Consider the following 26,725-nt stretch of genomic DNA (forward strand, 5'->3'; position numbering starts at 1 on the left):
CGAGGCCACTGGAAAGGCTACGGTATCGGAGAACACGCACTCGAGCGACATCCACCTCGGTTCGGACAAGCCACCTTCGAACCATGTGAAGGTGAATTGTCGGAACAGGGGTGATCGAGTCCCCCGCGGGATGGTCCTCAGGCCGGCTCGCGCATCACCCCGACATGCCGCACCTGACCGGAAATACCCGGAAGCTCCTTCACCGGCGTCCAGGTGCGCAACCCGTTCGTGCTGTCGGAGTACAGCTGCTTTCCTCTGGTGTAGGCGTCGAGGTACATCCGCCAGGCGCCGCTCGGCAGCTGGACGACGGCCGGGCCTTCCACGTACGTTCCCCAATTCCCGGGCGGGACGAACCGATAGGGCCCGATCAGCGACGACGCGACCGCATGCTGGATGACTTTCTTCGTCTCGTTCTTGGTGAACGCGTGATAGGTCGCACCCACCTTGACCACGGTGGTGTCGATGTGGTCGGCGCCGATCCCGGCGAGCGGAACGGGTGGGCTCCACAGTCGGAGCGATGGCTCGAGAGCGGTCATCAGATAGGGCACAAAGCCGCCACCGGTCGACATCGACAGGATCACGTTGATGCGGCCGCCCTCCACAAACCATTCGGGCGCCCAGGACTTGGTGGTGAACGGCGACAACGACGGACCGTCGCTGGAGCCTGCCGACCCGGAGGATCCCGGCCCGCTCGATGAGCCGAGACCTTTGCCGTCGCCCGTGCCCGGCAGGAATGCACAGCAGAACGGGGTCGGATAGTTGTGCAGGAACGTCCAGTTCACGCGATCACGGCTACGCGCGAACCCGATGTTGGCGCCGTCGGCCGTCGTGTAGGTGATGTAGTACCACCCGTCGGTATTGCGGAAGATGCTCGCGTCGCGCACACGCCCTGACGGGGGCCGATATGCCGACCGGCGGAGGAGTTGGAATGTCGTGCCGTTCCCGGACCCGTAGACGTCCATGTCGCGGTCGGTGGCGCTGCTGAACGCCACCATCGTGTATCGCCAGCCGGTCGGCGGGGCCGCGGCACTGCTCCCCGAGCCCGAGACGAGCAGTGCCGCGACAGCGAGCAGCACCACCGTCACGCTGGAAAAGGTGGTGGTTCGCTTGGTGAGGATCACCGATGCAGTATCGACGGCGACCAGCACCCTGTGCGCGGCTTTGGCCACAGCCGGGCGAAATTGTTACTGGTGGGGCCACGGTGTCACGCCCTGGCGCCTCCCGACTCACAGCTCGGTGACGCGACCGCCGTCCACCTGCCAGGTGCGATCGAGACGCACGTTTGCCAGCATGCGGCGGTCGTGGGTCACCAGCAGGACGGCGCCGTCGTAGGAGTGCAACGCGGATTCGAGTTGCTCGATGGCGGCGAGGTCGAGGTGATTGGTGGGTTCGTCGAGTACCAGGACATTGGTCCCCCGCGCCTGCAACAGGGCCAGCGCAGCGCGGGTGCGCTCCCCGGGAGACAGATCGGCGACAGCACGGTCGACGTGATCGGCGCGGAGCCCGAACTTCGCGAGAAGCGTACGCACCTCTGCCGTCGTGAAGTCGGGGACGAGTTCCTCGAATCGCTCGACGAGTGGCCGCGGCCCAGCGAATTCGCCACGCGTCTGGTCGATTTCGCCGATCGCGACGTTCGCGCCCAATTGCGCGGTCCCGGCTTCGGGTGTGATCCGACCGAGGATGAGCCGCAGCAGAGTCGACTTCCCGGCTCCGTTGGGGCCGATGATGCCGATCCGGTCGCCCGCGTTCACCTGCAGCGACACCGGGCCGAGAACGAAATCTCCTTGTCGCACAACGGCATTGTTGATAGTCGACACGACTGAGCTCGAACGTGGCGCGGCACCGATGGTGAACTCGAGCACCCATTCCTTGCGAGGTTCGGCGACCTCGTCCAGACGCGCGATCCGACTCTCCATCTGGCGGACCTTCTGCGCCTGCTTCTCACTGGACTCGGTGGCCGCACGCCGACGGATCTTGTCGTTGTCCGGGGCCTTGCGCATCGCGTTGCGGACACCCTGACTCGACCATTCACGCTGCGTTCTCGCCCGAGCCACCAGATCGGCCTTCTTCTCGGCGAATTCCTCGTACTCCGCGCGCCGGTGCCGGCGCGCGACCTCGCGTTCCTGCAGGTAACTGTCGTAACCGCCACCGAAGAGTGTGTTGGTGTGTTGCGCCAGATCGAGTTCGAGGACGCCGGTGACGCTGCGAGACAAGAACTCTCGGTCGTGGCTCACCAGAACCACACCGCCGCGCATGGCGCCTACCACGCCCTCCAGCCGATCGAGTCCATCGAGATCGAGGTCATTGGTCGGCTCGTCGAGCAACACAACGTCGAACCGCGAACAGAGCAACGCGGCCAAACCGACCCGCGCGGCCTGTCCGCCGGAGAGATCGGTCATCATCGCCGATGCCGGCGCCACCACGCCGCTGCCGAGGCCCAGATCGGCAAGGACTTCGGGCAGACGCTCGTCGAGGTCGGCGGCACCGGTGACCAGCCAGTGGTCGAGTGCCGCGGCGTAGACGTCGGCCGAATCCTCGGGACCGGTCGCGCCCGAGGGGTCGGCGAGGACAGCCGCGGCCGCGTCCATGGCCTGGGTCGCGGCCGCACAGCCGGTGCGGCGGGCAACGTACTGCCCGACGGTCTCGCCGGGGACTCGTGCGTGTTCCTGCGGCAACCACCCGACGAACGCGTCGGCCGGAGCGCGCGTCACCTTGCCCTCCAGCGGCGCGAGGTCGCCCGCGAGGACCCGGAGCAGCGTGGTCTTGCCCGACCCGTTGGCACCGACGACGCCGATCACGTCACCCGGCGCGACCGTGAGGTCGAGGTGATCGAACAGCACACGGTGCGCATACCCGCCGGCGATGTCCTTGGCGACGAGTGTTGCGGTCATGAGGAGATGATCGCACCTCGATGGGAGCACAGGTCAGACGCACACCGGTTGCTACGTGGTGGAGCGGAACTCCACCACGTTCCGAGACCGTAGAACGAGATCGGGTCGTCGAATGGACTACGTCCCTGGACGCCTCCTGCGCTGCCGCTCAGCGCGGCCGCAGTCCCGTCATGACCATGCCGAGCACGCCATCGGCGAACGTGTCGTCCAATTCACCGGTCCGTAGCAGCCAGCGGTGGAAGACCGGGCCGAACAGCAACTCGACCGCCAGTTTGGGGTCCAGTGAGTCGTCCACCTGACCGGCCAGGACACCGGCCTCGATGCGGGCGGCGGTCGCGTCGAGTTGCGGGCGGAGCAGCCGCCGCACCAGTTCGTCGGCGATGGCGACGTCGGTCTGGATCTCAGCGGTGATCGCGCGCTGAAGGCGGTCGTTGGCCGGATCGGCGAGTGCCGCGACGGCCCCCCGGAGCACGAGCCGAAGGTCGGATTCGAGATCGCCGGTGTCCGGCAGCGTCACCGAACCCCCGTCCTGCGAGTTGGCGTCCAGAATCGCGTCGAAGACCACGGCTGCCTTCGATGGCCACCAGCGGTAGATCGTTTGTTTGCCAACTCCGGCGGCGGCCGCGATTCCTTCGATGCTCAGTCGGGTGTATCCCACGTCGGCGACCAGGTCGCGTGTCGCGGAGAGGATCGCCCGACGGGCTCGGTCGCTGCGCCGGGAAGCGTCGGGGCCCGGCACATCTGAACGTGCGGGTCCCGGAGATACAGGGGTCATACGGTCAAGCTACAACACAACGAGACGAGACGCACCGTCTTGACAGAGAGCATGTCGCTCGGCCATGCTGACGAGACACACCGTCTCGTTGGAAGGGATCACTATGAGCGAAGCATCACGCGCTACTCGCACGTGGCTCATCACAGGCGCCGGCCGCGGGCTCGGCCGGGCGTTTGCGCAGGCTGCCCTCGATCGGGGGGATCGCGTCGTCGGGACGGTCCGCCGCCACGGAGCAATGGCGGAGCTGCTCGCCGACCACCCGGACTCGGCGCGGGAGATCCAGCTCGACGTCCGCGACGCCGCCGCAGTCACCGCCACGGTCGATCAAGCGGCACAGGTCTTCGGCAGCCTCGATGTCGTCGTCAACAACGCGGGTGCCGGTTTCGTCGGAGCCCTCGAAGAGGTCGATGAGCAGCAGGCCCGAGATCATCTGGACCTGAACCTGTTCGGTGCGCTGTGGGTCTCCCGGGCCGCGATCCCACACTTGCGGGCGAGCGGTGGTGGCGACATCGTGCAGATCTCGACGGTCGGCGCCATCGGTTCGATGCCCATGTTCGGGCTCTACAACGCGAGCAAGTGGGCCCTCGAAGGATTCAGTGAGGCGTTGTCCACCGAGGTCGCGCAATTCGGGGTCCGGGTGACGATCGCACAGCTCGGCGGATTCGCCACCGACTGGGCCGGGTCGAGCATGTCGTTCGCGACACCGAAACCGGAGTACGACGACCTCCGCACCGCCATGTTCGGCACCGCGGAGATCCCCTGGCCGACCGCCGATCCCGATGGACCGCCGACGGATGCAGATCCGCGCCTGGCCGCCGACTCGCTGGTCGCGCACCTCTCTGATCCCGACCGCCCACTGCGGGTACTGATCGGCGACGACGCCCGGGACCATGCCGCTCTGGCCTACGCGGCACGTCGGGATTCCTACGGCAAGGCCACCGACTTCACCTGGCCGTCATAGGTCGATCAGAACCGGCCTCACGGAAGCCACAACTCCCACCGATCGCTGAGGATGTTGCTGTCCTGGGTTCAGACGTTGAACCGGAACTCCACCGTGATCCGCAGCCGATCAGCATCAGCTTCCACAAATGGGCACGTCATCTTCGGGCTTGGGCTGCGTACTTGGTCAGCAAACCTTCAGGGATGTGACAGGAGTCCTCAGGGAAACGCGCGAGCCGATGCTGATGTTCTTCGGCACTTCGCACATAGTTGGCGAGCGGCAGCACTTCGACAGCGACGCGATCGGCGTCGTCTCTCGCGGCGATGAACTCTCGCGCCTGGTCGAGGTGGGTCGGCCGGTCGGAGTACACGCCGGTGCGATACTTCTCGCCGACATCCGGCCCCTGCCTGTTCACGCTGAAAGGGTCGATGATCTCGAAAAAATACGCCATCAGTTGCTCGACACTCACAACGGTCGGATCAAATCGGGTCAGCACGCATTCGGCGTACCCGTCGTAGCCACTGTCGACGGACCGACTGGTGCCGTTGGCCCTGCCGGCCTCGGTGAACGTCACCCCCGGCAACGTCGCGATGAACGCCTGCACGCCCCAGAGACAGCCGCCCGCGAAATACACATCTTCGGTCTCGCGCTCCACATCCACGTGCGCGAGGGTACGGGTCGGCGACGCGACGCGGGGAATCGCTCGATCAGACGTTGAACCGGACTCCGCGACCTTACGGCGCCGACCCGTACGCGGCCATGAACATGTCGATGAGTGCGTCGATGACGTGTTCATCGACCGGGCGCGTCGTGAGCAAGAAGCGATAGTAGAGCGTCCCGGCCAGGAATTCGGCGGCGAGATCCAGATCGGCTTCGGGATCGAGTTCACCCCCACGCTGTGCGGCCAGGATGCGGTCGAGCGTCCGCTGTTCGACCGTAGCCAGGAACCGCTCGTGGAGCGTCGCGCGTAGCGCGGGGTCGGCTTGTACCTCGGCGATGACTGCGCGATAGATGGGTCCTATCGGCGGGTTCGACAACGCCTGACTGGACCGGATGAACTGCTCACGTAGGTCGGCTCGAATCTTCCCCGATCTCCGGTAGTCGAGGTCGGTGATCCACACGTGATTCAGTGCGTCCAGAAGCAATTCGACGATGGATGGCCAGCGCCGGTAGATCGTGTGCTTTCCGACTCCCGCCCGTCGCGCGACCGCCTCGATCGTCAGTCCGCGGTAGCCGTCCTCGGCCGCGAGCTCGAGCGTGACCTCCAACAGCTGGTGCGTCCGCTCCTTGCCCCGACGCCGCGGCATCGGGGCCGACGAATCCGGGGTCGGGGACGACGCCACCCCTGTCCGCGACGGCTCGTTTCGTTCGACCATGTTCCACACCCTACCGGCACGATGCGTGCCGTTGACTGCAGCAAGCAGACAGTGCACAATCGACACCTAACGGCACTACCCGTGCCGCTAGACGCATCAGGTCGACGAAAGGACCGAGCCATGACCACCAGCACCTCCGACGAACGGCAAGCGTTCACAGCAGAGGAACGGGCCGCGATGAAGGAAAGATCACGAGAGATTCGCGCTGCAGGCAAGCGCATGTCGGCAGCCCAGAAAGCCGCCGAGGCCGCACGCGCCGTGACCGCCAAGATCGACGAGATGACCGGCCGCGACCGCGACTTGGCCAAGAAGGTACACACCATCGTGACGACGAACGCACCGCAACTCGCTCCGCGGCTCTGGTACGGAATGCCCGCTTACGGCTTGAACGGAGACGTCGTCTGCTTCTTCCAAGACGCGGCAAAGTTCAAGGCGCGGTACGCAACACTCGCGTTCAGCGACCGGGCCGAACTCGACGACGGACACATGTGGCCGGCAGGTTTCGCCCTCATCGAGATCACCGACGACGTCGAGAAGCAGATCGCAACACTCGTTCGGCGCGCTGTGGGCGCGGCCGAGCATTCGTGATTTCCGCCCCCTCACCAAAGGAGAGACCATGAAAACCATGACGTGCCGGCAACTCGGGGGACCTTGCGACGCAGACCTTTCCGGCGAGACCGCCGACGAGATCATCAAGGCTCAAGACCGCCACCTCCGTGAGGCCGTCCGCGACGGGGACACCACCCATGTCACGGCACACAATGACATGAAGCACCGATGGCGACACCCGCGGAAGGCGATGGGCTGGTATCGCGAGACAAAGAAGGCTTTCGCCGCGCTGTCGTGAGCCCGTCCGGTGCATGAGTCTGCGACACCCGGCTCACGCACCGGACGCATGCTCAACCACGAGAACAGTGGACGCGGCGTATACCTGCTCGATCCGTCAGGGCACTACCTCGAATTGATTACTCGCCCCTACTTGTGATCGATTCCCGCCTCCTCAGTGCCGTACTTCCGCACACGCCACTGACGAGACAACAGGAATGTGCTCTACCGTCGGCGCAGGAAAGGTTGGCGTGGAACTCGACTACACATTGAAACGGAACTCCACCGTGATCCGCAGCCGATCACCATCAGCTTCCACGTGTGGGCACGTCATCTTCGGGCTTGGGCTGCGTACTTGGTCAGCAAACCTTCAGGGATGTGGCAGGAGTCCCCAGGGAAACGTGCGAGCCGATGCTGATGTTCTTCGGCACTTCGCACATAGTTGGCGAGCGGCAGCACTTCGACAGCGACGCGATCGGCGTCGTCCCTCGCGGCGATGAACTCTCGCGCCTGGTCCAGGTGGGTCGGCCGGTCGGAGTACACGCCGGTGCGATACTTCTCGCCGACATCCGGCCCCTGCCTGTTCACGCTGTACGGGTCGATGATCTCGAAAAAATACGCCATCAGTTGCTCGACACTCACAACGGTCGGATCGAATCGGGTCAGCACGCATTCGGCGTACCCGTCGTAGTCACTGTCGACGGACCGACTGCTGCCGTTGGCCCTGCCGGCCTCGGTGAACGTCACCCCTGGCAACGTCGCGATGAACGCCTGCACGCCCCAGAGACAGCCGCCCGCGAAATACACATCTTCGGTCTCGCGCTCCACATCCACGTGCGCGAGGGTACGGGTCGGCGACGCGACGAGGAGAATCGCTCGATCAGACGTTGAACAGACACCCACGATTCGGCAAGGAAAACCATGACAGCGCACTTCAACCACACGATCGTTGCGTCGACGGACCCGGCACAGATGGCCCTCTTCTACCGTGATCTCCTCGAAGCGGACGAAGCCCCCTCCTGGGGCCCGTTCGTCAACATCACGATCGCTGACGGCGTACTACTCCAATTCGCGACCCCACCGATCGAGTTCCCGCCGCAGCACTACGCCTATCTTCTCGATGACGCCCACTTCGACCGCATGTACGCCAAGCTCGTGAAGAGCCACCGACAGCACTGGGCTGACCACCAGCGGTCCCGACCTGGCGAGCTCAACCACGAGCACGGTGGACGCGGCGTCTATCTGCTCGATCCGTCAGGGCACTACCTCGAATTGATTACTCGCCCCTACTTGTGATCGATTCCCGCCTCCTCAGTGCCGTACTTCCGCGCACGCCACTGACGAGACAGCAGGAATGTGCTCTACCGCCGGCGCAGGAAAGGCTGGCGTTGAACTCGACTACACATTGAAACGGAACTCCACCACGTCGCCGTCCTGCATGACGTAGTCCTTGCCCTCCATGCGCACCTTGCCCGCGGCCTTCGCGGCGGTCATCGTGCCCGCGGTGTCGAGGTCGTCGAAGGAGACGATCTCGGCCTTGATGAAGCCCTTCTCGAAGTCGGTGTGGATCACACCGGCGGCCTTGGGTGCGGTGTCGCCGCGGTGGATGGTCCAGGCCCGCGATTCCTTGGGCCCCGCAGTCAGATAGGTCTGCAGCCCGAGCGTGTGGAAGCCGGCGCGGGCGAGCGAGCGCAGACCGGGTTCGGTCTGGCCGATCGAGTCCAGGAGCTCCTGCGCGTCCTCCTCGTCGAGTTCGAGGAGTTCGCTCTCCACCTTCGCGTCGAGGAACACGGCGTCGGCAGGCGCGATGGAATCGCGGAGTTCCTGCTTCCGCGCATCGTCGGTCAGCACCGACTCGTCGGCGTTGAAGACGTAGAGGAACGGCTTCGCGGTCATCAGGTGGAGTTCGCGAACCGCAGACAGGTCGAACGAGTCCTTCTGGGAGAACAGCGTTTTGCCCTCGTTGAGGAGCTCCTGCGCCTTCTGCGTGGCCGCGACGGTCTCGGCGAGATCCTTGTTCTTGCGTGCGTCCTTCTCCAGGCGCGGCAGGGCTTTCTCGATGGTCTGCAGATCGGCCAGGATCAGCTCGGTCTCGATGACCCCGATGTCCGAGAGCGGATCCACCCGGCCGTCGACGTGCACGACGTCGTCGTCGGAAAAGACACGGACCACCTGACAGATGGCGTCGGCCTCACGGATGTTCGCGAGGAACTGGTTGCCCATCCCCTCGCCCTCGGACGCGCCCTTGACGATGCCGGCGATGTCGACGAACGAAACCGTCGCGGGCAGGATGCGTTCGCTGCTGAAGATCTCGGCCAGCCGGTCGAGGCGCTTGTCCGGCAGCTCGACGACGCCGATATTCGGCTCGATGGTCGCGAACGGGTAGTTGGCGGCCAGCACATCGTTGCGGGTCAACGCGTTGAACAGGGTCGACTTACCGACGTTGGGAAGGCCGACGATTCCGAGGGTGAGACTCACGGGCGACCAGTCTATCCGCCGCGGGTCGTCGATCGGCGGGCGCCGTCGGTGCTGTCGACGAAAAAGCCGTTGCTGTCGGCGAAGAATCGGTTGCTGTCGGCGAGAAAGGGGTTGCTGTCGGCGGGGTCGGGCGGCGGGCGGGTCAGGACGGGGTGGCGGTGCCGGGATCGTCGGACGGGGCGTCGGGCGGCGGGTCGTCGTCGGGAACGCTCTTGTGGGCCGTCACCGGAGTGCCCTCGGGTGCCAGCGACTCCCCTGCCCGCAACGCGATCTGCTCGTTCAGGTACCGCAGCACCACCGCGATGGCTGCCGCGGCGGGCACCGCCAGGAATGCGCCGGTGATTCCGAACAGCGTGCCGCCGAGGGTCACCGCGAGCAGCACGATCACCGCGTGCAGGTCCATGGACTTCGACTGCAGCCACGGCTGCAAGACGTTTCCCTCGAGCTGCTGGACTGCCAGGATGATGCCCAGCACGATCAGCGCGGTGGTGAGGCCGTTCGACACCAGGGCGATCAACACCGCCAGGGCGCCCGCGACGAACGCACCGACGATCGGGATGAACCCGCCGAGGAACGTGATCACCACCAGCACTCCGGCGAGCGGCACCTGCAGGATGAACAGGCCGGCACCGATCAGGGTCGCATCGACAAAACTCACGATCGCCTGGGTCCGGATGAAGCCGCCGAGGCTGGTCCACATGCGGGTGAGCACTTCGCCGACGTGCGTCCCGGACGGTTTGCCGACCGTGCGGTCGAGCCACGGGATGAACTTCGGCCCGTCCTTGAGGAAGAAGAAGACGAGGATGAGGGCGGTGAACAGTGTGACGAGGATCGAGGTGGCGGTGCCCACCCCGCTGAACACGCCTGCCGCGATACTCGACGCGCTCGACTGCAGCTTGTCGGTGACCGTGTTGACGATGTTGTCGAGCTGCTCGTCTTTCACGTTGAGCGGCGGACCCTGAATCCAGTCCTGGAGTTTGTGCACGCCGTCGGTCGCCCGCGACGCCAGCTCGGGCGCCTGGCGCACGATGGACGGCACAATCAGACTGATCACCCCGGCCAGCACCCCGACGCCGAGAAGCATCATCACCAGCGATGCCGCCGCGGGCGGGACACCACGCTTGCGCATCCAGCGGACGGGTGGCCACAGCACCGTGCACACGATGATCGCGAACAGGATCGGCAACAGGACGACCCAGAACTTGCCGAGGAGCCAGAACAGGATCCACAGCGCCGCGACGACCAAGACGATCTGCAGCGCGACGACCGAACTCGCCCTCAGGCCCGCGAGGACCACCCGAGCCCTGGTCGGATATGCGCCGTCGCCGGTGCCATTGGGCGGACTGTCCGAGCTGTCCGGCACGCCCGATTCTTCTGTCACGCAGAGATCGTCACATACCGGGTCCGCGTCTGGGCCGATACGCGGGTGTGTCGGCCGATACGCGCGTCACACCCGGAGGTCAGCTCTGGTGGTGCCGCTTGATCCTGCGTTCGACGTAGCGGACCAGTTCGTTGACCGCCTCGAGCTGCAAGACGAGTGGCGACAACGGCGCCGGCGACGTCGGGCCCGCTTCGCCCGTCTCCTCGGGCGCGACGCGCTGGTCGTGCGACGGCGGCGGCTCGGGCAGCGCCGCACCTGCCGGCTCCTGCTGCGCTGCGCTCTGGACCGTCTCGGGTCCGTACAGGCCCATCATGATCTCGAGCCCCCACGCCGGGAATTCCGACAGGGGGAGTTCGTCGTGCCGACCTCGTTGTCGGGCACCGGTGAACGGTGTGTTCATGGGCTCATCGTGCCAGGAATTGTTACCTACGTCACCAATTTCCCCAATTCGACACGCCTCCCACGGCCGTGTCCGATTCCCGCCAGAATCCGTCGGCGATCGGTGTCAGAGTGGTCTGGTGACCACGACGATCCGCCTCCCCGAATCCCTCGACTTCGATCGGTGCTATCGCGCCGTTTCGTCGCGGGACGCACGCTTCGACGGCCAGTTCTTCGTCGCCGTGCACACCACCGGGATCTACTGTCGGCCGTCGTGTCCCGCCCTGACGCCTCGCGCGCAGAACGTGCATTTCGTGCTGACCGCTGCCGCCGCACAACAGGAGGGGTACCGGGCCTGCCGGCGCTGTGCTCCCGATGCGGTTCCCGGTTCCCCGCGCTGGAACACGGGAGCCGATCTGTCCTCGCGTGCCATGCGACTGATCGCCGACGGTGTGGTGGAACGAGAAGGCGTCGACGGCCTGGCCGCCCGACTCGGCTACACACCACGGCACCTGAACCGGGTGCTGACCAACGAACTCGGCGTCGGTCCCCTCGCGCTGGCCCGGGCACATCGCGCCGCCACCGCGCGGGTCCTGATCCAGTGCACGCCGATGCCCATGGCAGACATCGCCTTCGCGGCCGGCTTCACCAGTGTTCGGCAGTTCAACGACACCATCCGGGAGGTGTTCGCCCTGACACCGAGCCGCCTGCGGAAGTTGCCGTCGCCGACCGGTCGCTCGGGGCAGGGTGCCGTCGGAGAGGTGACGCTGCGACTCGCGCACCGGATGCCGCTGGACACCCGCTGGCTGCACTGGTTCCTCTCGGCTCATGCCGTTCCGGGCGGCGAACTGGTGGAGACCACCACCGATGGCTCCTGGCGTCATCGGCGCACGATGAGGCTCCCCCACGGCCCGGCCCTGGCCACCATCGAACCCGGGCACGCACACATGACCGCGACCATCACCCATCTCGACATGCGCGATCTCGGCGTCGCGGTCAACCGCCTCCGACGGTTGCTCGATCTCGACGCCGACCCGGTCAGCACCGACCTCGCGCTGCGGACCGACCCCGCGCTGGCGCCGCTCGTCGACGCCGCGCCGGGCCTGCGGGTCCCCGGGTCGGTTGACCCGACCGAGACCCTGATCCGGACGATGATCGGTCAGCAGATCAGCGTGAAGGCCGCCCGGCACCACACGGCACGCCTGGTCGACACGCTCGGACTGCCGGTGTCGTGGCCACCCGATGCCGCCACGGACCGCTCGCCCGCCGCCGGCTGGACCCTCTTTCCCGACGCGGCCACGATCGCCGAGCACGGGCACCGAGTGCTGACCGGGCCCAGGCGCCGCATCGACGCCATCCTCGCCGTCGCCGAGACCCTCGCCGAAGGCCGCCTGGAACTGCACGCGGGCCGCACGGCCGACGAATTGCGCGCCGCCTTGATCGAACTGCCCGGGATCGGGGCCTGGACCGCCGACTACGTGGCGATGCGGGTCACCGGCGAGCCCGACATCCTGCTCGACCGCGACCTCGTCGTCGCACGGGCCGCCACGGAACTGGGTGTCGACCTCGCCGACGGTGCGCCGGCGTGGTCGCCGTGGCGTTCGTATGCATCGATGCACCTGTGGCGCCACCGGCTGTCGGTGACCGAGCCGATACTGACAGGACCGATCACGAGCGAGCAGACGTCGAAGCACCATTCCACGCGGGCCCCGTCCTCACGATCGCGAATCGCCCGAGCGGCGCAGACGCGATCGACCCCACCACCTCGTCGCCAACAACTCGACGAGCCTGCAGAAGGAGCACGATGACATCCACGATCTCGAATCCGGTCTCGGACCCCGCGGCGACCGCCACCGCGGCCACCAGCACCGCCCGCTGGACGTCGGTTCCCACACCCGACGGCACGTTCACCGTTGTCGCCGACGATGCCGATCGGGTGCTGGCCTCGGGATGGACCGACGACCCGGAGTACCTGGCCGCGCTCGTCCACCGCTCCATCCGGCCGGAACAGTTGCGACGCGACGGACTCGACGAGCTCCGTGAGCGGGTGGACGCGTACTACGCGGGCACCTTCGACGCTCTCGACGCCGTCGAGGTCGTCCAGCATTCGGGCCCGTTCCTCGAGCACGCGTGGACGGTGCTGCGAACGGTGACGCCCGGCGCCCCGGTGACCTACGCGGAGTTCGCGGAGCTCTCCGGCAACCCCACCGCGATCCGCGGCGCGGCGTCGGCATGCTCACGCAACGCGGCCGCGTTGTTCGTCCCCTGCCACCGAGTGCTGCGCAGCGACGGTTCGCTCGGCGGGTTCCGCTACGGCCTCGAGGTGAAGCGCTCACTGCTCGACCGTGAGGTTCCCGTGGCCGGGTAGCGATCGGACTCTGCCGGCGATCGCGGGTGCGGTCCACTGTCGGACCCGTCGAGCACCATGACGGTCATGAACACCTCAGTGATCGTCGCCCTGATCGCCGGCATGATCCTCGGCGGACTGGTCGGGTGGCTCGCGCACGCGTCGCGGGCCGCCGCCGCGCTCGCCGCGGCCAGGGCCGAACTGCACTCCGTGCGGGCCGCGCACGATCTCGCGGCCCGTTCACTCTCGTCGGCTAGCGAGGATGCGGCGCGACGCCAATCGTCGGCCATCGGCTCGCAGGTCGCACACATCGTCGACCCGCTCCGGGCCGTGCTCGGTCAGCTCTCCGACGAATTGCGGCGAACCGAACACCACCGGATCAGCGCATACTCGGGGCTCACCGAGCAGGTGCGGGGTATGCACGCCGTGTCGACGCAACTGACCGACCAGACCCGGCAGCTGGCCAACGCCCTGCACACACCTCAGGTCCGCGGTCGTTGGGGCGAGCTGCAACTCGAGCGGGTCGTCGAGCTGGCCGGGATGACCCGGCACTGCGACTTCTCGACGCAGGTGTCCGCGGACGGGTCGTCAGGGCCGGTGCGGCCGGACATGGTGGTCCACCTCGCGGGTGACCGGAACATCGTGGTGGACGCGAAGGTGCCGCTGCAGTCGTACCTCGCCGCCATCGAGGAGCCGGACCCCGCGACCGCCGACCGGCTGCTCGGCGAGCACGCCCGCGCCGTCCGCTCCCACATCACGCAGCTGTCGTCGAAGGCGTATTGGTCGGCCTTCGACAACACCCCGGAGATGGTGGTGCTGTTCGTACCGAGTGATCCCGTGCTCGAGGCAGCGGTCCGGGCCGACGGAGATCTCATCGAGTTCGGTTTCGGCAAGAACGTGGTCCTCACCACTCCGTCGACCCTCATCGCTCTGCTGCGCACCGTCGCGCTCGGCTGGCGGCACGACGCGATGGCGCGCGATGCCGCCGTGATCCATCAGCTCGGGACCGAACTGCACCACCGCCTCGGCGGCGTCCTCGGCCACCTCGACCGGCTGGGCGGGTCGTTGCGCCGCGCCGTCGAATCCTTCAACTCGACGGTCGGTGCCGTCGATGCTCGCGTAGGCGTCACAGCTCGCAAATTGGCCGAACTGGACGCCCTCCAGGGTGAACCGCAGCACACTTCCGCCGCCCCGATCGACATCACCGTCCGCACCGCGGGAGGCATCCGGACCAGCGACGACACCTCGGAAACGGACCAATGGGCAACATCACCCGGTGGTTAACAGTTTTCGGGGGGTTAACCGGTACCGTCTAGATGTGTCTTCTGCCCCGCAACAGCGATCAGCAGTACCGCTGGATCAGCAATCCGTGCTGCCGACGGTCCGCGGCCTCCCTTGGTGGGGCGGCGTGCTGGTGGCCACCGTCATCACGGGTATCGGTGCGGCGATCGATGCGAGCAACACCGACGCCCTCGGCGGCATCTTCAAATTCTGCTATCTGGTCGGCTGCGTCATCGCAGCGCTCGCCGTGCGGCGCCGCGCGTTGTTCACCGCCGCAGCCCAGCCGCCCCTCATCGCGTTCCTCGTCGGTGTCATCACGCTCTATGGCCTCAACTCCGACCAGGCCTCGTCCGGATTGAAGAGCCTCATCTTCAAGGTCCTGCTCCCCGTCGCCGACGCCTTCCCCTGGATGCTGCTGACGTTCTTGGTGACCCTCGGTCTCGTCGTGGCGCGGTGGTACCTCACCCGCGACCGCTCCACCAGCATCGGCCTCCGGCGATCGAAGGGATCGTCGCCGAAGCCCAGCCCGGCCAAGACCGCCGACCGCAGTCCGCGTACCGCCACCAAGCGCGCCGCTCGTCCGGCCGCGACCAAGGCTCGGCCTGCCGAATCCGGCGACCGGAGAAAGCCTGCTTCCGCCGCGCAGAAGTCTCGCCGGCCGCGACCGGCCGCCGAAGGCACGGCCGACGGTGCCGGTGTCGTGAAGGGTCAGAAGGTCGTCGACGAACCGACCACCCGCGCAGCCGCGCCGACCAAGCGCTCCGAGGGCGGCAAGCGGGCGGCCGCCGACCGGCCGCAGGCAACCAAACGCCGCGCGACAGCAGGTGCGGTGCAACGGGCAGAGGCCGGTGAGCTCATCGGCCCCGGCGAGGAGTCGCTCGGCGAGACCATCGCGCCGCCTGCGACCCAGGCCCGACCCACCGCCGGTGCCGCGGCCCGTCGACGGTCACCGTCGTCAGCGGCCGATCACGCACGCTACGAGTCGGCGACACCGCAGCCGTCGGCCTCGCGATATCCGTCGACCCGCGCGCGCAATCGAGGCTGACAGCAGCCACGTCACGCCTGGGAAACTCTCTCGAACCACTCGCCCAGTCGACGTGCCGCGTCGTCGACCAATGATGGCCAATCCATCGCGCCTTCGTCGGCGCCGTCGCTGACCACCTTCACCATTCGGCAGGGCACCCCGAACTCCGCGCTCACATGAGCGATCGCGCAACCCTCCATGTCCACCAGGTCGGCTCGCGCGGCCAGCGTCGCGCGCCGCACCGGGTCGGCGACAAACGTGTCCCCGGAGGCCAGCACGGTGCCGTCCCCGTCGGGCATCTCCCATCGGTCGACGACCGGATAGCCCATCGAACGCAGCTCGGTGCTGCTGATGTCGTGCTCGATTACGGTCGACGGCTGGAAGAGGCCACAGTGGTGGTCGTGGAGTGCGCCTGCGGTTCCCACGTTGACGACCTGACGGACCGGCGTATCGTCGCCGACTCCGGCCAGCACCCTGGTGAGGGCCGTGGCGGCGCGGACCTTGCCGATGCCGGTAATCAGAACGCGGGTACCCGGCGGCACGTAGCGCGCCTCGGCTCGGGTGGCGGCGACGACGAGCGTGGCGGGGTCGATTGTCACGCAGTGAAACTATCGTCACCGCGCGGCGAGCGCGACGCAGGCCCGGGCCGCACGTCCCAGCGCCGTGCCGTACGACGGGCCGTGGCCGGCGGCGTGCACCGCGAGCGGATGCAGCTGGTGCAGCGCCACGCGATCCTCCCAGCCGGCACGCAACGGGTGCTCGCCCTGGTAACCGGCGACGATCTCGGTGAGCAGCGGACACCCGAAGAGTGCGAGCATCGCGAGGTCCGTCTCGCGGTGGCCGCCGTGCGCGGCCGGGTCGATGAGCACCACTCCGTGCGCGGTCCACAGCACGTTCCCGGTCCACAGGTCGCCGTGTAGCCGTGCGGGTGGATCGCCGTCGTCGAAAGCACCGCTCGCGACGAGCGCGCACGCCTCGCGGGTCGCGTCCGCGTCCTCGGGCTCGAGATACCCCGCGTCGATCGCAGGCGGGAGATACGGCAACACCCGCTCGTCGGCGTAGAACTCGCCCCAGTGCTCGTGCGTGCGGGTACTCAGTGGCCGCTCGCCGATGAACTGCCTGCCCTCATAGCCGTCGGGCGGACTGCCGAACTCGGCGGCGCCCGCGTCGTGCATCCGGGCCAGCGCGACGCCGAAGTCCCGCGCATGCGATGCGGTGGGACGCGTCGTCGTCAGGTGCGCCAGCTCGATGAAGTCCTCACCGACGTCGATGACCTCGACCATCGGTCCACCGCCGTCGCGCAGCCATCGGAGTCCGGCCGCCTCGGCACGAAAGAAATCCGGATCGACGTCACGGCGATCCTTGCGGAAGCCGCGGGTCATGTGGACGAGACGTCGGTGCCGTTCTGCGCGGCGGCCTTGCGTTCCAACGACCGTGCGCTGACCCGTGCCAGGTGGTCGAACTGGTTGTTGGCCACCCGCATCAGGATCTCGTAGGGCAATGCGAACTTGCGCGCCCACCAGTATCCGAAGCGAATGTCGAACGAGGTGTAGACGAGGAAATGATTCTTCCGAATCCCCTTGAGGATTGCCGCCGCCGCGGTTTCGGGCGTGACGGCGACCTTGTGGAACCGCGCGATCTGTGACTTGATCCGCGGGTCGTCGCGGTTGATGCCGGCGATCTCCACGCTGTCGACCAGAGGCGTGTCGACACCGCCCGGGCACACCAGAGACACCCCGATGCCGTGCCGCCGCAGGTCGAATCGGAGGACTTCCGACACGCCTCGCAATCCGAATTTGCTCGCGCTGTACGCCGCGTGCCACGGCAGCGCCAACAACCCCGCCGCCGACGACACGTTCACCAGATGACCGCCCTGACCGCGTCGGATCATCTGCGGCACAAAGCATTCGATGACGTGGATGGGGCCCATCAGATTGACGTCCACCATGGTGCGCCAGTGTCGGTGTTCGAGGTTCTCGACGGTCCCCCACGCCGACACACCAGCGATGTTCATGACGACGTCGGCCACGCCGACCTCGGCGTCCACCTGATTGGCGAACGAGCGGACCCAGTCGTAATCCGAGATGTCCCCGGCCTGGTGGTAGACAACCGCGCCGCCCGCGTCGTTGATCTCTCGCACCACCGCGTCGAGTGGATCGGCATGCAGGTCCGTCAACACCAGCCGTGCACCATTCCTGGCCGAGGCGATCGCGGTTGCCCGGCCGATCCCGCTCGCGGCACCGGTGATCAGCACGATGCGGTCACGCAGCGTGGGCACCGGTGTCGACATGACGATCAGATCCTTGAGCCCCATGACACCACCCTAGGCGCTGCATCCCGCACCGACGACGGCCTTGGCCGAGCCGAGCACCGTCATCCGATGGGCAACTTGCCGCCGAACAGCCCGTAGACCACCGTCAGCATCGCCTTGAGCACCTGCGCCGAGACGTCCTGCCCCTGACCGAGGAGCAACTGGGTGATCGCCTTCGGGTCGTCGGTGCCCAGCAGTTGCTGGACGAACGGGATGACCGTGGCGAGCCCGCTGTCGTCGCTCTCGGGAGTCGACGGTGTCGTCGAGTTGGGCGCCGCCGAATTGGGTGCCGTCGAGTTCGGTGCTGGCGAGTTGGGTGCCGCCGGTGCCGGAGCAGGCGCGGCCGCCGGGCCGCGGACATAGTCGAGAATGCCGTCGGTGACCGCCATCGCGTACTTGAGCTGTCCGTCCTTACCCGAAAGTGACGCCGCCTCAGCCGGATTCGACAGGTTTCCCATCTCGATGAACACCGCGGGAACCTTCGTCAGGTTCACCGCCGCGATGTCCGACCGGGTCTGCAGACCCTTGGTGACACCCGCGTAGTTGGCCTCGGGGAAACCGGCCTTCACGAATGCGTCACGCATGGCCGACGAGGCCTTGCGGCCTTCCCCACCCTGGACGCGGCTCACCGTGCCGTCCGGGACCGGCAGCTGCGGCACGATCATGTGGAAGCCCTTCTTGGCCGCATCCGAACCAGCGGAGGTCGAATCCGCGTGCAGGCTCACCGCGACGGCGGCACCGGAACGGCTGGCGGCCGCAGCCCGCTGGTCCACACAGCCACCCCATCCCGTGTCGTCGGGTCGGCTGAGGAACACACGCGCACCCTGGCTCTCCAGGCCTGCCTTCACCAACTGGGTGATCTGCCAGTTGACGGTGTGCTCCTTGGTGCCGTTCACGCCGGTCGCACCCGACGTCTGGCAGTCCTTCTTGCCGCCTCGCCCGTCGGGCACCTGAGCGTTGAGTTTGTGTCCGGCCGAGCCGCCCTGGTGCCCGGGATCGAGGAAGATCGTCTTGCCCGCCAGGACGGTGCCGGTCGGTTGCGGCGCCGCGACGGCGTCGGGGGCCGCGATGGTCGTCATCGTGCCGGCCGTCAGGGTGAGCGCGGACACCGCCGCGACGACGATGCGCCGCCGTCGGCCGATCATCCGTCCCCCGGAACGCCGGGTCATCACAGTCTGGGTCATCACACACCGGGCGCCATCCGACCTGCGGTCGGACCGGCGCCACACTCCCTTCCAAGATGCAACACTGGCCACTTTAGTCACATTGGTAACAGTGAAACAGGCTGCCAGACGAAACGAAAATTCGCGACCTGCGGCGATACAAACCGTTAGGGAGCTGTGACATCACGCCGTGCACAATCGGGCCTCATACCGGACCTCACACCGACGAGAGATATCGCGTGATGCTGAGGATGCCGTGCTCGTCGGGGGTACCGTCGCCGACCGTCGCCTGGAGCCCACGATGCGCCTCAGACGGGTCGAGACCTGCACCGATCACCACCAGGCGCGAGATCCTCGGTTCGCCCGACCACGGCAGCCGCTGCACCCGGACGAACCCGCCGACGGCGTGCACCACGAACTTCTGACGGTGCCCCGGCACGTCGAAGGCGGCGACACCCTTGATCCGGTAGCACCCGGCAGGCGGACGCTCGAGAAGTGCGGCCAGTCGCCGCGGATCGAGCGGCGCCTCGCTGACGAACTCGACGGATTGGTACCCGTCGTGCAGGTGGGTGTGGCCGGAATGATCGTCGCCGTCATGACCGTGGTCGTGGCCGAGGCCCTGGTCATCGACTTCCGCGAGGAGCGCGTCGAGGGTCAGTTGACCGCCCGATGCGGTCGAGGTGACCGGTCGATCGGTGGCGTCGAACAACAGCCCGGGATCGACCACGGCATCGGTGGTGACGACCGTCGGCGCCGAGTCGTTGACGGCACCGACCAGGTCGCGCACACCGGCCAGCCCGGCGTCGTCGACGAGGTCTGCCTTGTTGATCACCACCAGGTCGGCGATCTCGATGTGCCGGTCCACCTCCGGGTGGCGCCGACGCAGATCGGTCAGAGCCGCCGCGTCGACCACATAGGCCAGGCCGCCGTACCGCAACCTCGCATCCGTGAGGCCGGTGATCATCCGGATCAGGGCGCGGGGCTCGGCGATGCCACTGGCCTCGATGACGATCACGTCGATCCCCGCGGCCGGCCGCAGCAGAGCGGTCAACGCGCTTTCGACCCCGTCGGCGTCGACGCTGCAGCACACACACCCGTTCGACAGGCTGACGGTCCCGTCGGCCTGACCGGCGATCAGCATCGCGTCGATGTTGATCGACCCGAAGTCGTTGACCAGCACGCCGATCCTGGTTCCCGACGCACTTCGCAGCAGGTGATTGAGCAGTGTCGTCTTGCCGGAACCCAGATACCCGGCAACAAGGACGACCGGTACCGATTCACGGGTCACCGTGATGCCGCCTCCAGTGACTCGCTGCTCGCACCCGCCTCGCAGCCGGGACAGATCACCGCGAGCTCGCGACCGAGGGCGTCGGGGAAGTTCGCCACGCCGCTGGTCTTCGCCCCACACCGTGCACAGGTGCCGACCACCGCGGCGTGATCGGAGAACTCGACCGTCATGCGGTTGTCGAACACATAGAGCGAGCCCTCCCACAGGCCGTCGTCGCCGAACTCCTCGCCGTAGCGTGCGATGCCGCCGTCGAGCTGGTAGACCTCCTGGAATCCTCGCGCCCGCATCAGGCTGCTGAGGACCTCGCAGCGCACCCCTCCGGTGCAGTAGGTGACGACCGGCCGGTCCTTGAGATGGTCGTAGGCCCCGCTGTCGAGGAGCGGGACGAAATCGCGCGTCGACTGCGCGCCGGTGACGACCGCTCCCGCGAAATGACCAACCTCGGCCTCGATCCGGTTCCGGCCGTCGAAGAAGACCACGTCCTCACCGCGGTCGGCCACCAGCTCGTTGACCTCGCCGGGGCTCAACCGGGTGCCCCCACCGACCACCCCGTCCTCATCGACGTGGACCTCGTCGGGCACGCCGAATGTGACGATCTCCGGCCGAACCCGAACGCTCAGTCGGGGAAAGTCGTCTCCCGTCCCGTCGGACCATTTGATGTCGGCGTGCTTGAACGCCGGATACGAGCGGGTGGCCTTGACGTACCTTTTCACCTGAACGATGTCGCCGCCGACGGTGCTGTTGATGCCGTGGGGTGACACGATGATCCTGCCGCGCAGGCCGTGCTGTTCACAGATGGCCTGTTGCCACAACCGGATGGCGTCGGGATCGGCCAGCGGTGTGAACACATAGAACAACACGATCTTGGGAGTCGACACAGTGCAAGGGTACGGACGACTGCGCAGGCGCTTTTCACATGTCTGCGTCGTCGGGGCCCTGGTAATGCTCGTCAGCGCGGGGTGTTCACTCACCTCGGGTACCGATCCGTCCCGGATCGTGCTGCCACCCACCGATGTGCTGTCCACCGAATCCGAGGTCGAGACCACGACGACCGCCCCTGCGCCGTCCACCCCCGATACCGCCGTCGCCCTGCCGGACTGGACGATCGGCCGCGTGATCGCGCTCGCACCTCGTGTCGACAATTCCCACTATCACCAGGGTTCGGTACGACCCAATTCCCCGATCGAGGACACGTCCGGCTTCCACTTCACCACTCCCGACCGCCGGGTGAACTGTTCCACCGGAACCAACGGCAGCGCCACGCTGGCCTGCCGACTGAACACGGAAACGCGCGGGAACCCACCGGCCGACACACCGAGCAGTTGCCGGTGGGCGCGCAATCTTGTGACGCTGAGCACCGATGATGCACAACGCGGTGCGTGCGCCAATCGCTATCCCGTCCTGTACCGGAGCACAATCGTGGACTACGGCCACACCATTTCGATCTCGCGGTTTTCCTGCCTCGTCGAGACGGCCGGAATGTACTGTCTCGAATCCAGGTCGAAGTCCGGATTCGCCATCACCCCAAGGGGTTACCTCCCGATTGCGGCCGGCGACCGCGCCCCGTCGGCGCTGACCGGAATACCCGAGTCGGCTTCCGAATCAGAGGCCGCGACCACGCGTGAGGGAAATCAGGAAACGCCTGTACCCAGTCCGCCCACTTCATGATCGAACTCCGGTAATCACCCGAGTCGTTATTCGCATACTCCAGGGAATGGTGGGGTTCTCAGGAACTTATTATTTCCGGACGTCTACCATGTATCCGACCAACAAAGAAACAATCGTTGTTGCTCCCGGCTTGCGCACGGCGAATGGTTGGTCGAGACAATTCAGGTGAGAACAGATTCTCACTCCGAGGACAGGGAGTTCACTATGGCGAAGAAGGAAATCGTCCAAGTCATTGATGACATCGATGGCAAGGTCCTCGACGATTACGAGACCGTGCGTTGGTCATTGGACGGAAAAGCCTACGAATTCGACACTTCGTCGAAGCATGCGGCGCAGTTCCGTGATTCGTTGGAGAAGTACGTCTCGGTATCGCGAGTGACGTCGTCGCGGGGCATCAAGCGAGCGGCCCCGGTCTCCACGGCTCGCAGCAAGGAACAGACCAAGGCCATTCGCGAATGGGCCAACAAGAACGGCTACGAGGTCAGCGATCGGGGCCGCATCCCGCTCAGCGTCATCGACGCCTTCGAGGCCGCGCACTGACCAACCGAACACGCTTCGCCATCGCGAACGCCTGTCGCCGGAAGGCCCGGACCCGCAGAGGTCCGGGCCTTCCGCCGTTTCGGTCACCCCGCCAGCAACGCCGATTCGGCTCGCAGGTCTGCAGGCAGATCCTCGTCGGCGGTGCCGAGTCCTAGATGCTCACGCAGTGTCGTGCCGTGGTACTCCTCACGGAACAATCCGCGCCGCTGCAATTCCGGGACCACATAGTCGACGAAGTCGTTGAACGTACCCGGCGTCTGGGCACTCGACACGATGAATCCGTCCGCCTCTCCCCCGGTGAAGGACTCCTCGATCTGATCGGCCACATCGGCCGCCGTCCCCACGAATTGCGGCAGCAGAACTCCCTGGGCGTAGAGCTTGCCGATGTCACGCAACGTGAGACTGTCGCGCTGACTGAGCCGGCGCGCGACATCGAAGAGTCCTTGGGTTCCGCTCACGGAGATGTCCTCGACGGGCGCTTCGAGGTCGTATTGCGAGAAGTCGTGATCGGTGTGGACCGAAAGCGTGATGAGCCCCGAGATCGGATCGGCGAGTTCGTTGTGAAAGGCCTGCTTCTCCCGAGCAATGGAGGCGGTTTCCCCGATGAAGGGGATGAACGACGGAAAGATCTTCACGTGATCGGGATTGCGACCATGATCCGACGCCCGCGACTTCACGTCGTCGTAGTACGCCCGGCGCCCCTCCGGGGTCGGGTCGATCTCGAAGATCGCCTCCGCCCATCGTGCGGCGAAGTTCTTCCCGGTCTCCGACGACCCGGCCTGGATCAGCACCGGGCGGTGTTGAGGTGATCGGGGTTGGTTCAGCGGTCCGCGCGTCCGGTAGTACTCACCGACATGGTCGACGGTCCGGATCTTGTCCGGGTCGGCCCACACTCCCGACTCCTTGTCCGCGGACACCGCATCCGGTTCCCAACTCGACCACAGTTCGATCGCGGTTCGCACGAATTCCTCCGCGCGCAGATAGCGTTCGTCGTGCTCGACGTGCGATTCGAATCCGAAGTTCTGGGCCTCGGCCTGCGACAGCGACGTGACGATGTTCCATGCGATCCGGCCGCGGGTCAGGTGATCGAGAGAGCCGAACACACGCGCGAGCTCGTAGGGGTGGAAGTAGGTGGTGGACTTGGTGACCGCGATGCCGAGTCGGCTGGTGACGGCCGCGATGCTGGCAGCCACCAGCGTCGGGTCGATGGTCGCGGCCGCCTGGGTCCCCCGACGAAAAGGCTCGGATTGGTCGCCGCCGAATCGCACGGGAGCGGCGAGCAGATCCGCGAAGAATGCGAAATCGAACTTGCCGCGTTCGAGGATCCGCCCCACTCGGTGATAGTGATCGGGACCGAAATAGTCGGTTTCCGAACCAGGATGCCGCCACGCGGCATGCGAATGGGTGACCGGGGAGGCGATGAGGAATCCGCCGAGGTGCAACTGTCGGGTCATTTTGCGTCCTTCACTGGGTGTGCGATGCGCGACGAGTCAATCCCGATGCGGCGCATTTGCCCACGGTTTGGGTCGTGCTGATCCGATCCGGCCCTGCCGGTCCGCCCTTAGGATGAGCGGATGGCGACCTTCGCACTCGTTCCCGGGGCCGGCGGTAGCGGCTGGTATTGGCATCGCGTCGTCCCGGAACTCGAGCAGCGGGGACATCGGGCGGTGGCGCTCGACCTCCCGTCCGGGGATCCGGCCGCAGACTTCGCGGCCTACACCGACGCCTGTGTGCAGCAACTCCGCAACGCCGGGATCGATATCGCGGCAGGCGACGGTGACGTCGTGGTGGTCGCGCAGTCGCTGGGTGGATTCACCGCACCGGTGTTGGCCGAGCGAGTGGGCTCCGAACGCATCGTGTTGGTGAACGCGATGATCCCGCTCCCCCACGAGACCCCGGGTCATTGGTTCGGCCACAGCGGCGCCGGGCAGGCACGCAAGGCACTCGCCGCCGCCGACGGCCGTGAACTCGGCGACGACATCGACGAGATGCAGGAGTTCTTCCACGATGTGCCCGACGACGTCGTCGAGGAGGCGATGAGGCAGGGCGAGCCCGAACAGTCCGATGCGATCATGGACTGTGCCACGCCGTTCGACGTCTGGCCCGCCCCCGTCACGGTCGTGACCGGTCGCGACGACCGCTTGTTTCCCAGGGACTTCCAGGTGCAGTTCGCCAAGGAGCGCCTCGGCGTCGATGCCGTGGTGGTCCCCGGCGGTCACCTGGCAGCGCTGAGTCAGCCGGCGGCCCTGGCCGATGCGTTCCTCTCCAGCGGCGGCACCTGAAAACAGGTCGCATTGCCCGACTCGGGTAGTGCACTACTCTTCCGGTCAGATCGCCGGGCTCGCAGAATGATCTGGAGTGTTCGATTCCTCCACCTGGTCCGCCCGGACCAGGTGCCGCTCATCGCGTAAAGGCCGAAACATGGAGCGATACCCGATCATCTACATCCGGGGCTACGCCGGCGGGACAGCCGGCATCGACAGCCAGGTCGATGATCCGTTCTACGGATTCAACGAAGGCGCCACGCATATCCGGGTCGACGGGAACGGGGACCCGCGGTTCTACCAGTTCGAAGGACCGATGCTCCGGTTGCTGATCGACCACGACTACAAACTGCTCGTGCACGGCGACCAGGAGGCGTATCTGCGCAATGCCGATGACGGTGCCATTGCCGAGGACTCGATCTGGGTATACCGGTTCTACGATCAGGCCGCGACGACATTTGCTGCTCCACCTCACCGGAACGTTGCGCAGAGGGTCTTCTCCTCGATACATCAACGCGTCACCGCCGACGGATTCGACATCGAAGACGCTGCACTCGGCCTCTACGACCTGATCGATCTGGTGCGTCGAAAGACGAGCGCGGACAAGGTGATCCTGGTGGCTCATTCGATGGGCGGACTCGTCGCGCGCTGCATGATGCAGAAGACCTGCCAAGAACAACAACGAACGCCGGCACGAGAACTCGTCACGAAGTTCTTCACCTACGGAACTCCGCATGGTGGCATCGTGTTCGGCAGCGGCGTGCTGAACTGGCTCGAGGAGACGGTCGGCCCGGCAGGTGCGGACATCTTCGCTCCCGAGAAGATGTACGGATACCTCACCCCGGGCAAGACGTTCGGTGACGAACCGAGGAACGGCGAGTTCGACCCGCAGGACCTCGCAGGTGCGCTCGACACCGACGACGTGTTCTGCCTGATCGGCACGAATCCGAAAGATTACGGTCCATCCAAGGCGGTGGTCGGCCCCAAGAGCGACGGCCTCGTTCGGATCGAGAACGCCTACGTCCGAAAGGCGCACCGCGCCTTCGTGTATCGGTCCCACTCCGGCCGGTACGGCGAGGTGAATTCGGAGGAGGGTTATCAGAACCTGCGGCGCTTTCTGTTCGGGCGCTGGACGGTCAAGGTCGGCCTGGACGGACTGGCGAAACTTCCCGACGATCGAGACGGAGACGATCACGTGACGTGGCAGGCCGATCTACGCCTGTCCATTCGTGGGCTTCCCGTGGTGCTGAGCGAGCAGCGGGCCGACCAGTACTGCCCCATTCAGCTCGACGACGAGCTACGTCGACTCGGCGACAGCCCCGACCATCCTGTCCCGCTCCTGAGTACCTTCCTGCTGGATCCCGCATCGATGGCCGACGTCGCCGGTGCCGAGGTCCGTCACGAAGGGCGAGCTCGATACAGCCTCGTCCTTCGGGTGAGCAAACTCGCCCAGCGCAACAGCATCTTCGATTTCTCCGACCATCTCGAGCAGGTCTTCGATTGGGCCGACTCATTGATCGTCGACGTGGGACCGAACCAGGCGCAGACAGGTATCGAGGCCTTCACGGCATGGAACTCGTCGATCGGCGGAGCGATTGATACTTTTGAACCGATCACCCAAGGGCTGAAAGATGCCGGCCGACAGAACACACCCGTGCCGACTGAGCAGAGTGACGGACGCTGGAGCTTCGGAGTCCCCTTGCCCGAGGTGGCACGGAAACTGGAGATCTTCGGCGACGATGCCCGCTTGACGTTCGAGATCACCGACCGCGACGGCCCGACCCGGTAGCCTGCA

At 66.3% G+C, this 26,725-nt stretch carries 28 protein-coding genes; 12 read left to right on the plus strand and 16 right to left on the minus strand.

Features of this window, described 5'->3' with window-relative positions; translation table 11 throughout:
• Positions 1-137: 137 nt before the first annotated feature.
• The 3 genes from OVA31_RS02855 to OVA31_RS02865 all read right to left on the minus strand — a co-directional run bounded on the left by OVA31_RS02855 (position 138) and on the right by OVA31_RS02865 (position 3,666).
• Complete coding sequence (locus OVA31_RS02855; protein ID WP_267629614.1) at positions 138-1,121, minus strand: arabinofuranosidase; 984 nt, start codon at positions 1,119-1,121, stop codon at positions 138-140.
• A 105-nt stretch (positions 1,122-1,226) separates the two neighbouring features.
• Entirely contained in the window at positions 1,227-2,891 is a 1,665-nt protein-coding gene (locus OVA31_RS02860; protein ID WP_267629615.1) for an ABC-F family ATP-binding cassette domain-containing protein, read from the minus strand.
• Positions 2,892-3,039: 148 nt separating this feature from the next.
• Positions 3,040-3,666: a TetR/AcrR family transcriptional regulator gene (locus OVA31_RS02865; protein WP_267629616.1), complete on the minus strand. Its 627-nt coding sequence runs from the start codon at positions 3,664-3,666 to the stop codon at positions 3,040-3,042.
• 103 nt (positions 3,667-3,769) lie between these two features.
• Here OVA31_RS02865 and OVA31_RS02870 point away from each other — a divergent pair, with 103 nt between their 5' ends.
• A complete protein-coding gene (locus OVA31_RS02870) occupies positions 3,770-4,627 on the plus strand; it encodes an SDR family NAD(P)-dependent oxidoreductase (protein WP_267629617.1) in 858 nt (285 codons plus the stop codon).
• A 136-nt stretch (positions 4,628-4,763) separates the two neighbouring features.
• On the opposite strand, the gene OVA31_RS02875 is transcribed toward OVA31_RS02870, so the two are convergent.
• Both OVA31_RS02875 and OVA31_RS02880 read right to left on the minus strand, forming a co-directional pair.
• Positions 4,764-5,261, minus strand: coding sequence for a peptide-methionine (S)-S-oxide reductase (locus OVA31_RS02875; RefSeq protein ID WP_267629618.1), 498 nt, complete (start codon positions 5,259-5,261; stop codon positions 4,764-4,766).
• A gap of 79 nt (positions 5,262-5,340) precedes the next feature.
• Entirely contained in the window at positions 5,341-5,982 is a 642-nt protein-coding gene (locus OVA31_RS02880; RefSeq protein WP_267629619.1) for a TetR/AcrR family transcriptional regulator, read from the minus strand.
• Between the two features lie 120 nt (positions 5,983-6,102).
• Here OVA31_RS02880 and OVA31_RS02885 point away from each other — a divergent pair, with 120 nt between their 5' ends.
• Together OVA31_RS02885 and OVA31_RS02890 are read left to right on the plus strand one after the other, a co-directional pair.
• On the plus strand, positions 6,103-6,570 hold the full coding sequence (locus tag OVA31_RS02885; RefSeq protein ID WP_267629620.1) for an iron chaperone: 468 nt from the start codon (positions 6,103-6,105) through the stop codon (positions 6,568-6,570).
• 28 nt (positions 6,571-6,598) lie between these two features.
• Positions 6,599-6,829 (plus strand): DUF1059 domain-containing protein, encoded by a 231-nt coding sequence (locus tag OVA31_RS02890; RefSeq protein WP_267629621.1) that lies wholly within the window; start codon positions 6,599-6,601, stop codon positions 6,827-6,829.
• Between the two features lie 308 nt (positions 6,830-7,137).
• Here OVA31_RS02890 and OVA31_RS02895 read toward each other — a convergent pair whose 3' ends face one another.
• Entirely contained in the window at positions 7,138-7,641 is a 504-nt protein-coding gene (locus tag OVA31_RS02895; protein ID WP_267629622.1) for a peptide-methionine (S)-S-oxide reductase, read from the minus strand.
• 87 nt (positions 7,642-7,728) lie between these two features.
• Here OVA31_RS02895 and OVA31_RS02900 point away from each other — a divergent pair, with 87 nt between their 5' ends.
• A complete protein-coding gene (locus OVA31_RS02900) occupies positions 7,729-8,103 on the plus strand; it encodes a VOC family protein (RefSeq protein WP_267629623.1) in 375 nt (124 codons plus the stop codon).
• 102 nt (positions 8,104-8,205) lie between these two features.
• On the opposite strand, the gene ychF is transcribed toward OVA31_RS02900, so the two are convergent.
• The 3 genes from ychF to OVA31_RS02915 form a co-directional block, all read right to left on the minus strand.
• On the minus strand, positions 8,206-9,285 hold the full coding sequence (ychF, locus tag OVA31_RS02905; RefSeq protein WP_267629624.1) for a redox-regulated ATPase YchF: 1,080 nt from the start codon (positions 9,283-9,285) through the stop codon (positions 8,206-8,208).
• A 142-nt stretch (positions 9,286-9,427) separates the two neighbouring features.
• Positions 9,428-10,666 carry an AI-2E family transporter gene (locus OVA31_RS02910; RefSeq protein WP_420714131.1) on the minus strand — a complete coding sequence of 413 codons (1,239 nt, stop codon included), beginning with the start codon at positions 10,664-10,666 and terminating at the stop codon, positions 9,428-9,430.
• A 79-nt stretch (positions 10,667-10,745) separates the two neighbouring features.
• Complete coding sequence (locus OVA31_RS02915; RefSeq protein WP_267629625.1) at positions 10,746-11,066, minus strand: hypothetical protein; 321 nt, start codon at positions 11,064-11,066, stop codon at positions 10,746-10,748.
• A 118-nt stretch (positions 11,067-11,184) separates the two neighbouring features.
• Here OVA31_RS02915 and OVA31_RS02920 point away from each other — a divergent pair, with 118 nt between their 5' ends.
• The 4 genes from OVA31_RS02920 to OVA31_RS02935 are packed head-to-tail and all read left to right on the plus strand — an operon-like array spanning position 11,185 to position 15,717.
• Positions 11,185-12,852, plus strand: coding sequence for a DNA-3-methyladenine glycosylase 2 family protein (locus OVA31_RS02920; protein ID WP_267629626.1), 1,668 nt, complete (start codon positions 11,185-11,187; stop codon positions 12,850-12,852).
• The gene (locus OVA31_RS02925; protein WP_267629627.1) at positions 12,849-13,412 is read left to right on the plus strand and encodes a methylated-DNA--[protein]-cysteine S-methyltransferase; all 564 of its coding nucleotides are present in this window, start codon (positions 12,849-12,851) and stop codon (positions 13,410-13,412) included. Before OVA31_RS02920 ends, OVA31_RS02925 begins: the two co-directional genes overlap by 4 nt.
• A gap of 57 nt (positions 13,413-13,469) precedes the next feature.
• Positions 13,470-14,675: a DNA recombination protein RmuC gene (locus OVA31_RS02930; protein WP_267629628.1), complete on the plus strand. Its 1,206-nt coding sequence runs from the start codon at positions 13,470-13,472 to the stop codon at positions 14,673-14,675.
• Positions 14,676-14,709: 34 nt separating this feature from the next.
• A complete protein-coding gene (locus tag OVA31_RS02935) occupies positions 14,710-15,717 on the plus strand; it encodes a DUF6542 domain-containing protein (RefSeq protein WP_267629629.1) in 1,008 nt (335 codons plus the stop codon).
• Between the two features lie 11 nt (positions 15,718-15,728).
• On the opposite strand, the gene OVA31_RS02940 is transcribed toward OVA31_RS02935, so the two are convergent.
• The 6 genes from OVA31_RS02940 to OVA31_RS02965 form a co-directional block, all read right to left on the minus strand.
• Positions 15,729-16,295, minus strand: coding sequence for a nucleosidase (locus tag OVA31_RS02940; protein ID WP_267629630.1), 567 nt, complete (start codon positions 16,293-16,295; stop codon positions 15,729-15,731).
• 15 nt (positions 16,296-16,310) lie between these two features.
• Positions 16,311-17,078 (minus strand): fructosamine kinase family protein, encoded by a 768-nt coding sequence (locus tag OVA31_RS02945; RefSeq protein ID WP_267629631.1) that lies wholly within the window; start codon positions 17,076-17,078, stop codon positions 16,311-16,313.
• A complete protein-coding gene (locus tag OVA31_RS02950; RefSeq protein WP_267629632.1) occupies positions 17,075-18,010 on the minus strand; it encodes an SDR family oxidoreductase in 936 nt (311 codons plus the stop codon). The genes OVA31_RS02945 and OVA31_RS02950 overlap by 4 nt, the downstream gene beginning before the upstream one ends.
• A gap of 59 nt (positions 18,011-18,069) precedes the next feature.
• The gene (locus OVA31_RS02955; RefSeq protein WP_420714132.1) at positions 18,070-19,191 is read right to left on the minus strand and encodes an N-acetylmuramoyl-L-alanine amidase; all 1,122 of its coding nucleotides are present in this window, start codon (positions 19,189-19,191) and stop codon (positions 18,070-18,072) included.
• 196 nt (positions 19,192-19,387) lie between these two features.
• Positions 19,388-20,458 (minus strand): CobW family GTP-binding protein, encoded by a 1,071-nt coding sequence (locus tag OVA31_RS02960; RefSeq protein WP_267629633.1) that lies wholly within the window; start codon positions 20,456-20,458, stop codon positions 19,388-19,390.
• Positions 20,455-21,336: a rhodanese-related sulfurtransferase gene (locus tag OVA31_RS02965; protein WP_267629634.1), complete on the minus strand. Its 882-nt coding sequence runs from the start codon at positions 21,334-21,336 to the stop codon at positions 20,455-20,457. The genes OVA31_RS02960 and OVA31_RS02965 overlap by 4 nt, the downstream gene beginning before the upstream one ends.
• A gap of 64 nt (positions 21,337-21,400) precedes the next feature.
• Between OVA31_RS02965 and OVA31_RS02970 the strand changes: the two genes are divergently transcribed.
• Positions 21,401-22,126: a hypothetical protein gene (locus OVA31_RS02970; RefSeq protein ID WP_267629635.1), complete on the plus strand. Its 726-nt coding sequence runs from the start codon at positions 21,401-21,403 to the stop codon at positions 22,124-22,126.
• Positions 22,127-22,330: 204 nt separating this feature from the next.
• The gene (locus tag OVA31_RS02975) at positions 22,331-22,666 is read left to right on the plus strand and encodes a histone-like nucleoid-structuring protein Lsr2 (protein WP_267629636.1); all 336 of its coding nucleotides are present in this window, start codon (positions 22,331-22,333) and stop codon (positions 22,664-22,666) included.
• 83 nt (positions 22,667-22,749) lie between these two features.
• Here OVA31_RS02975 and OVA31_RS02980 read toward each other — a convergent pair whose 3' ends face one another.
• Positions 22,750-24,120: an LLM class flavin-dependent oxidoreductase gene (locus OVA31_RS02980; protein ID WP_267629637.1), complete on the minus strand. Its 1,371-nt coding sequence runs from the start codon at positions 24,118-24,120 to the stop codon at positions 22,750-22,752.
• A gap of 120 nt (positions 24,121-24,240) precedes the next feature.
• On the opposite strand from OVA31_RS02980, the gene OVA31_RS02985 reads away from it, so the two are divergent.
• A complete protein-coding gene (locus OVA31_RS02985; protein ID WP_267629638.1) occupies positions 24,241-24,948 on the plus strand; it encodes an alpha/beta fold hydrolase in 708 nt (235 codons plus the stop codon).
• Positions 24,949-25,087: 139 nt separating this feature from the next.
• On the plus strand, positions 25,088-26,719 hold the full coding sequence (locus OVA31_RS02990; RefSeq protein WP_267629639.1) for an esterase/lipase family protein: 1,632 nt from the start codon (positions 25,088-25,090) through the stop codon (positions 26,717-26,719).
• Positions 26,720-26,725: the final 6 nt, after the last annotated feature.

It is taken from the genome of Gordonia sp. SL306 (genome assembly GCF_026625785.1).
Classification (GTDB): Bacteria; Actinomycetota; Actinomycetes; order Mycobacteriales; family Mycobacteriaceae; genus Gordonia.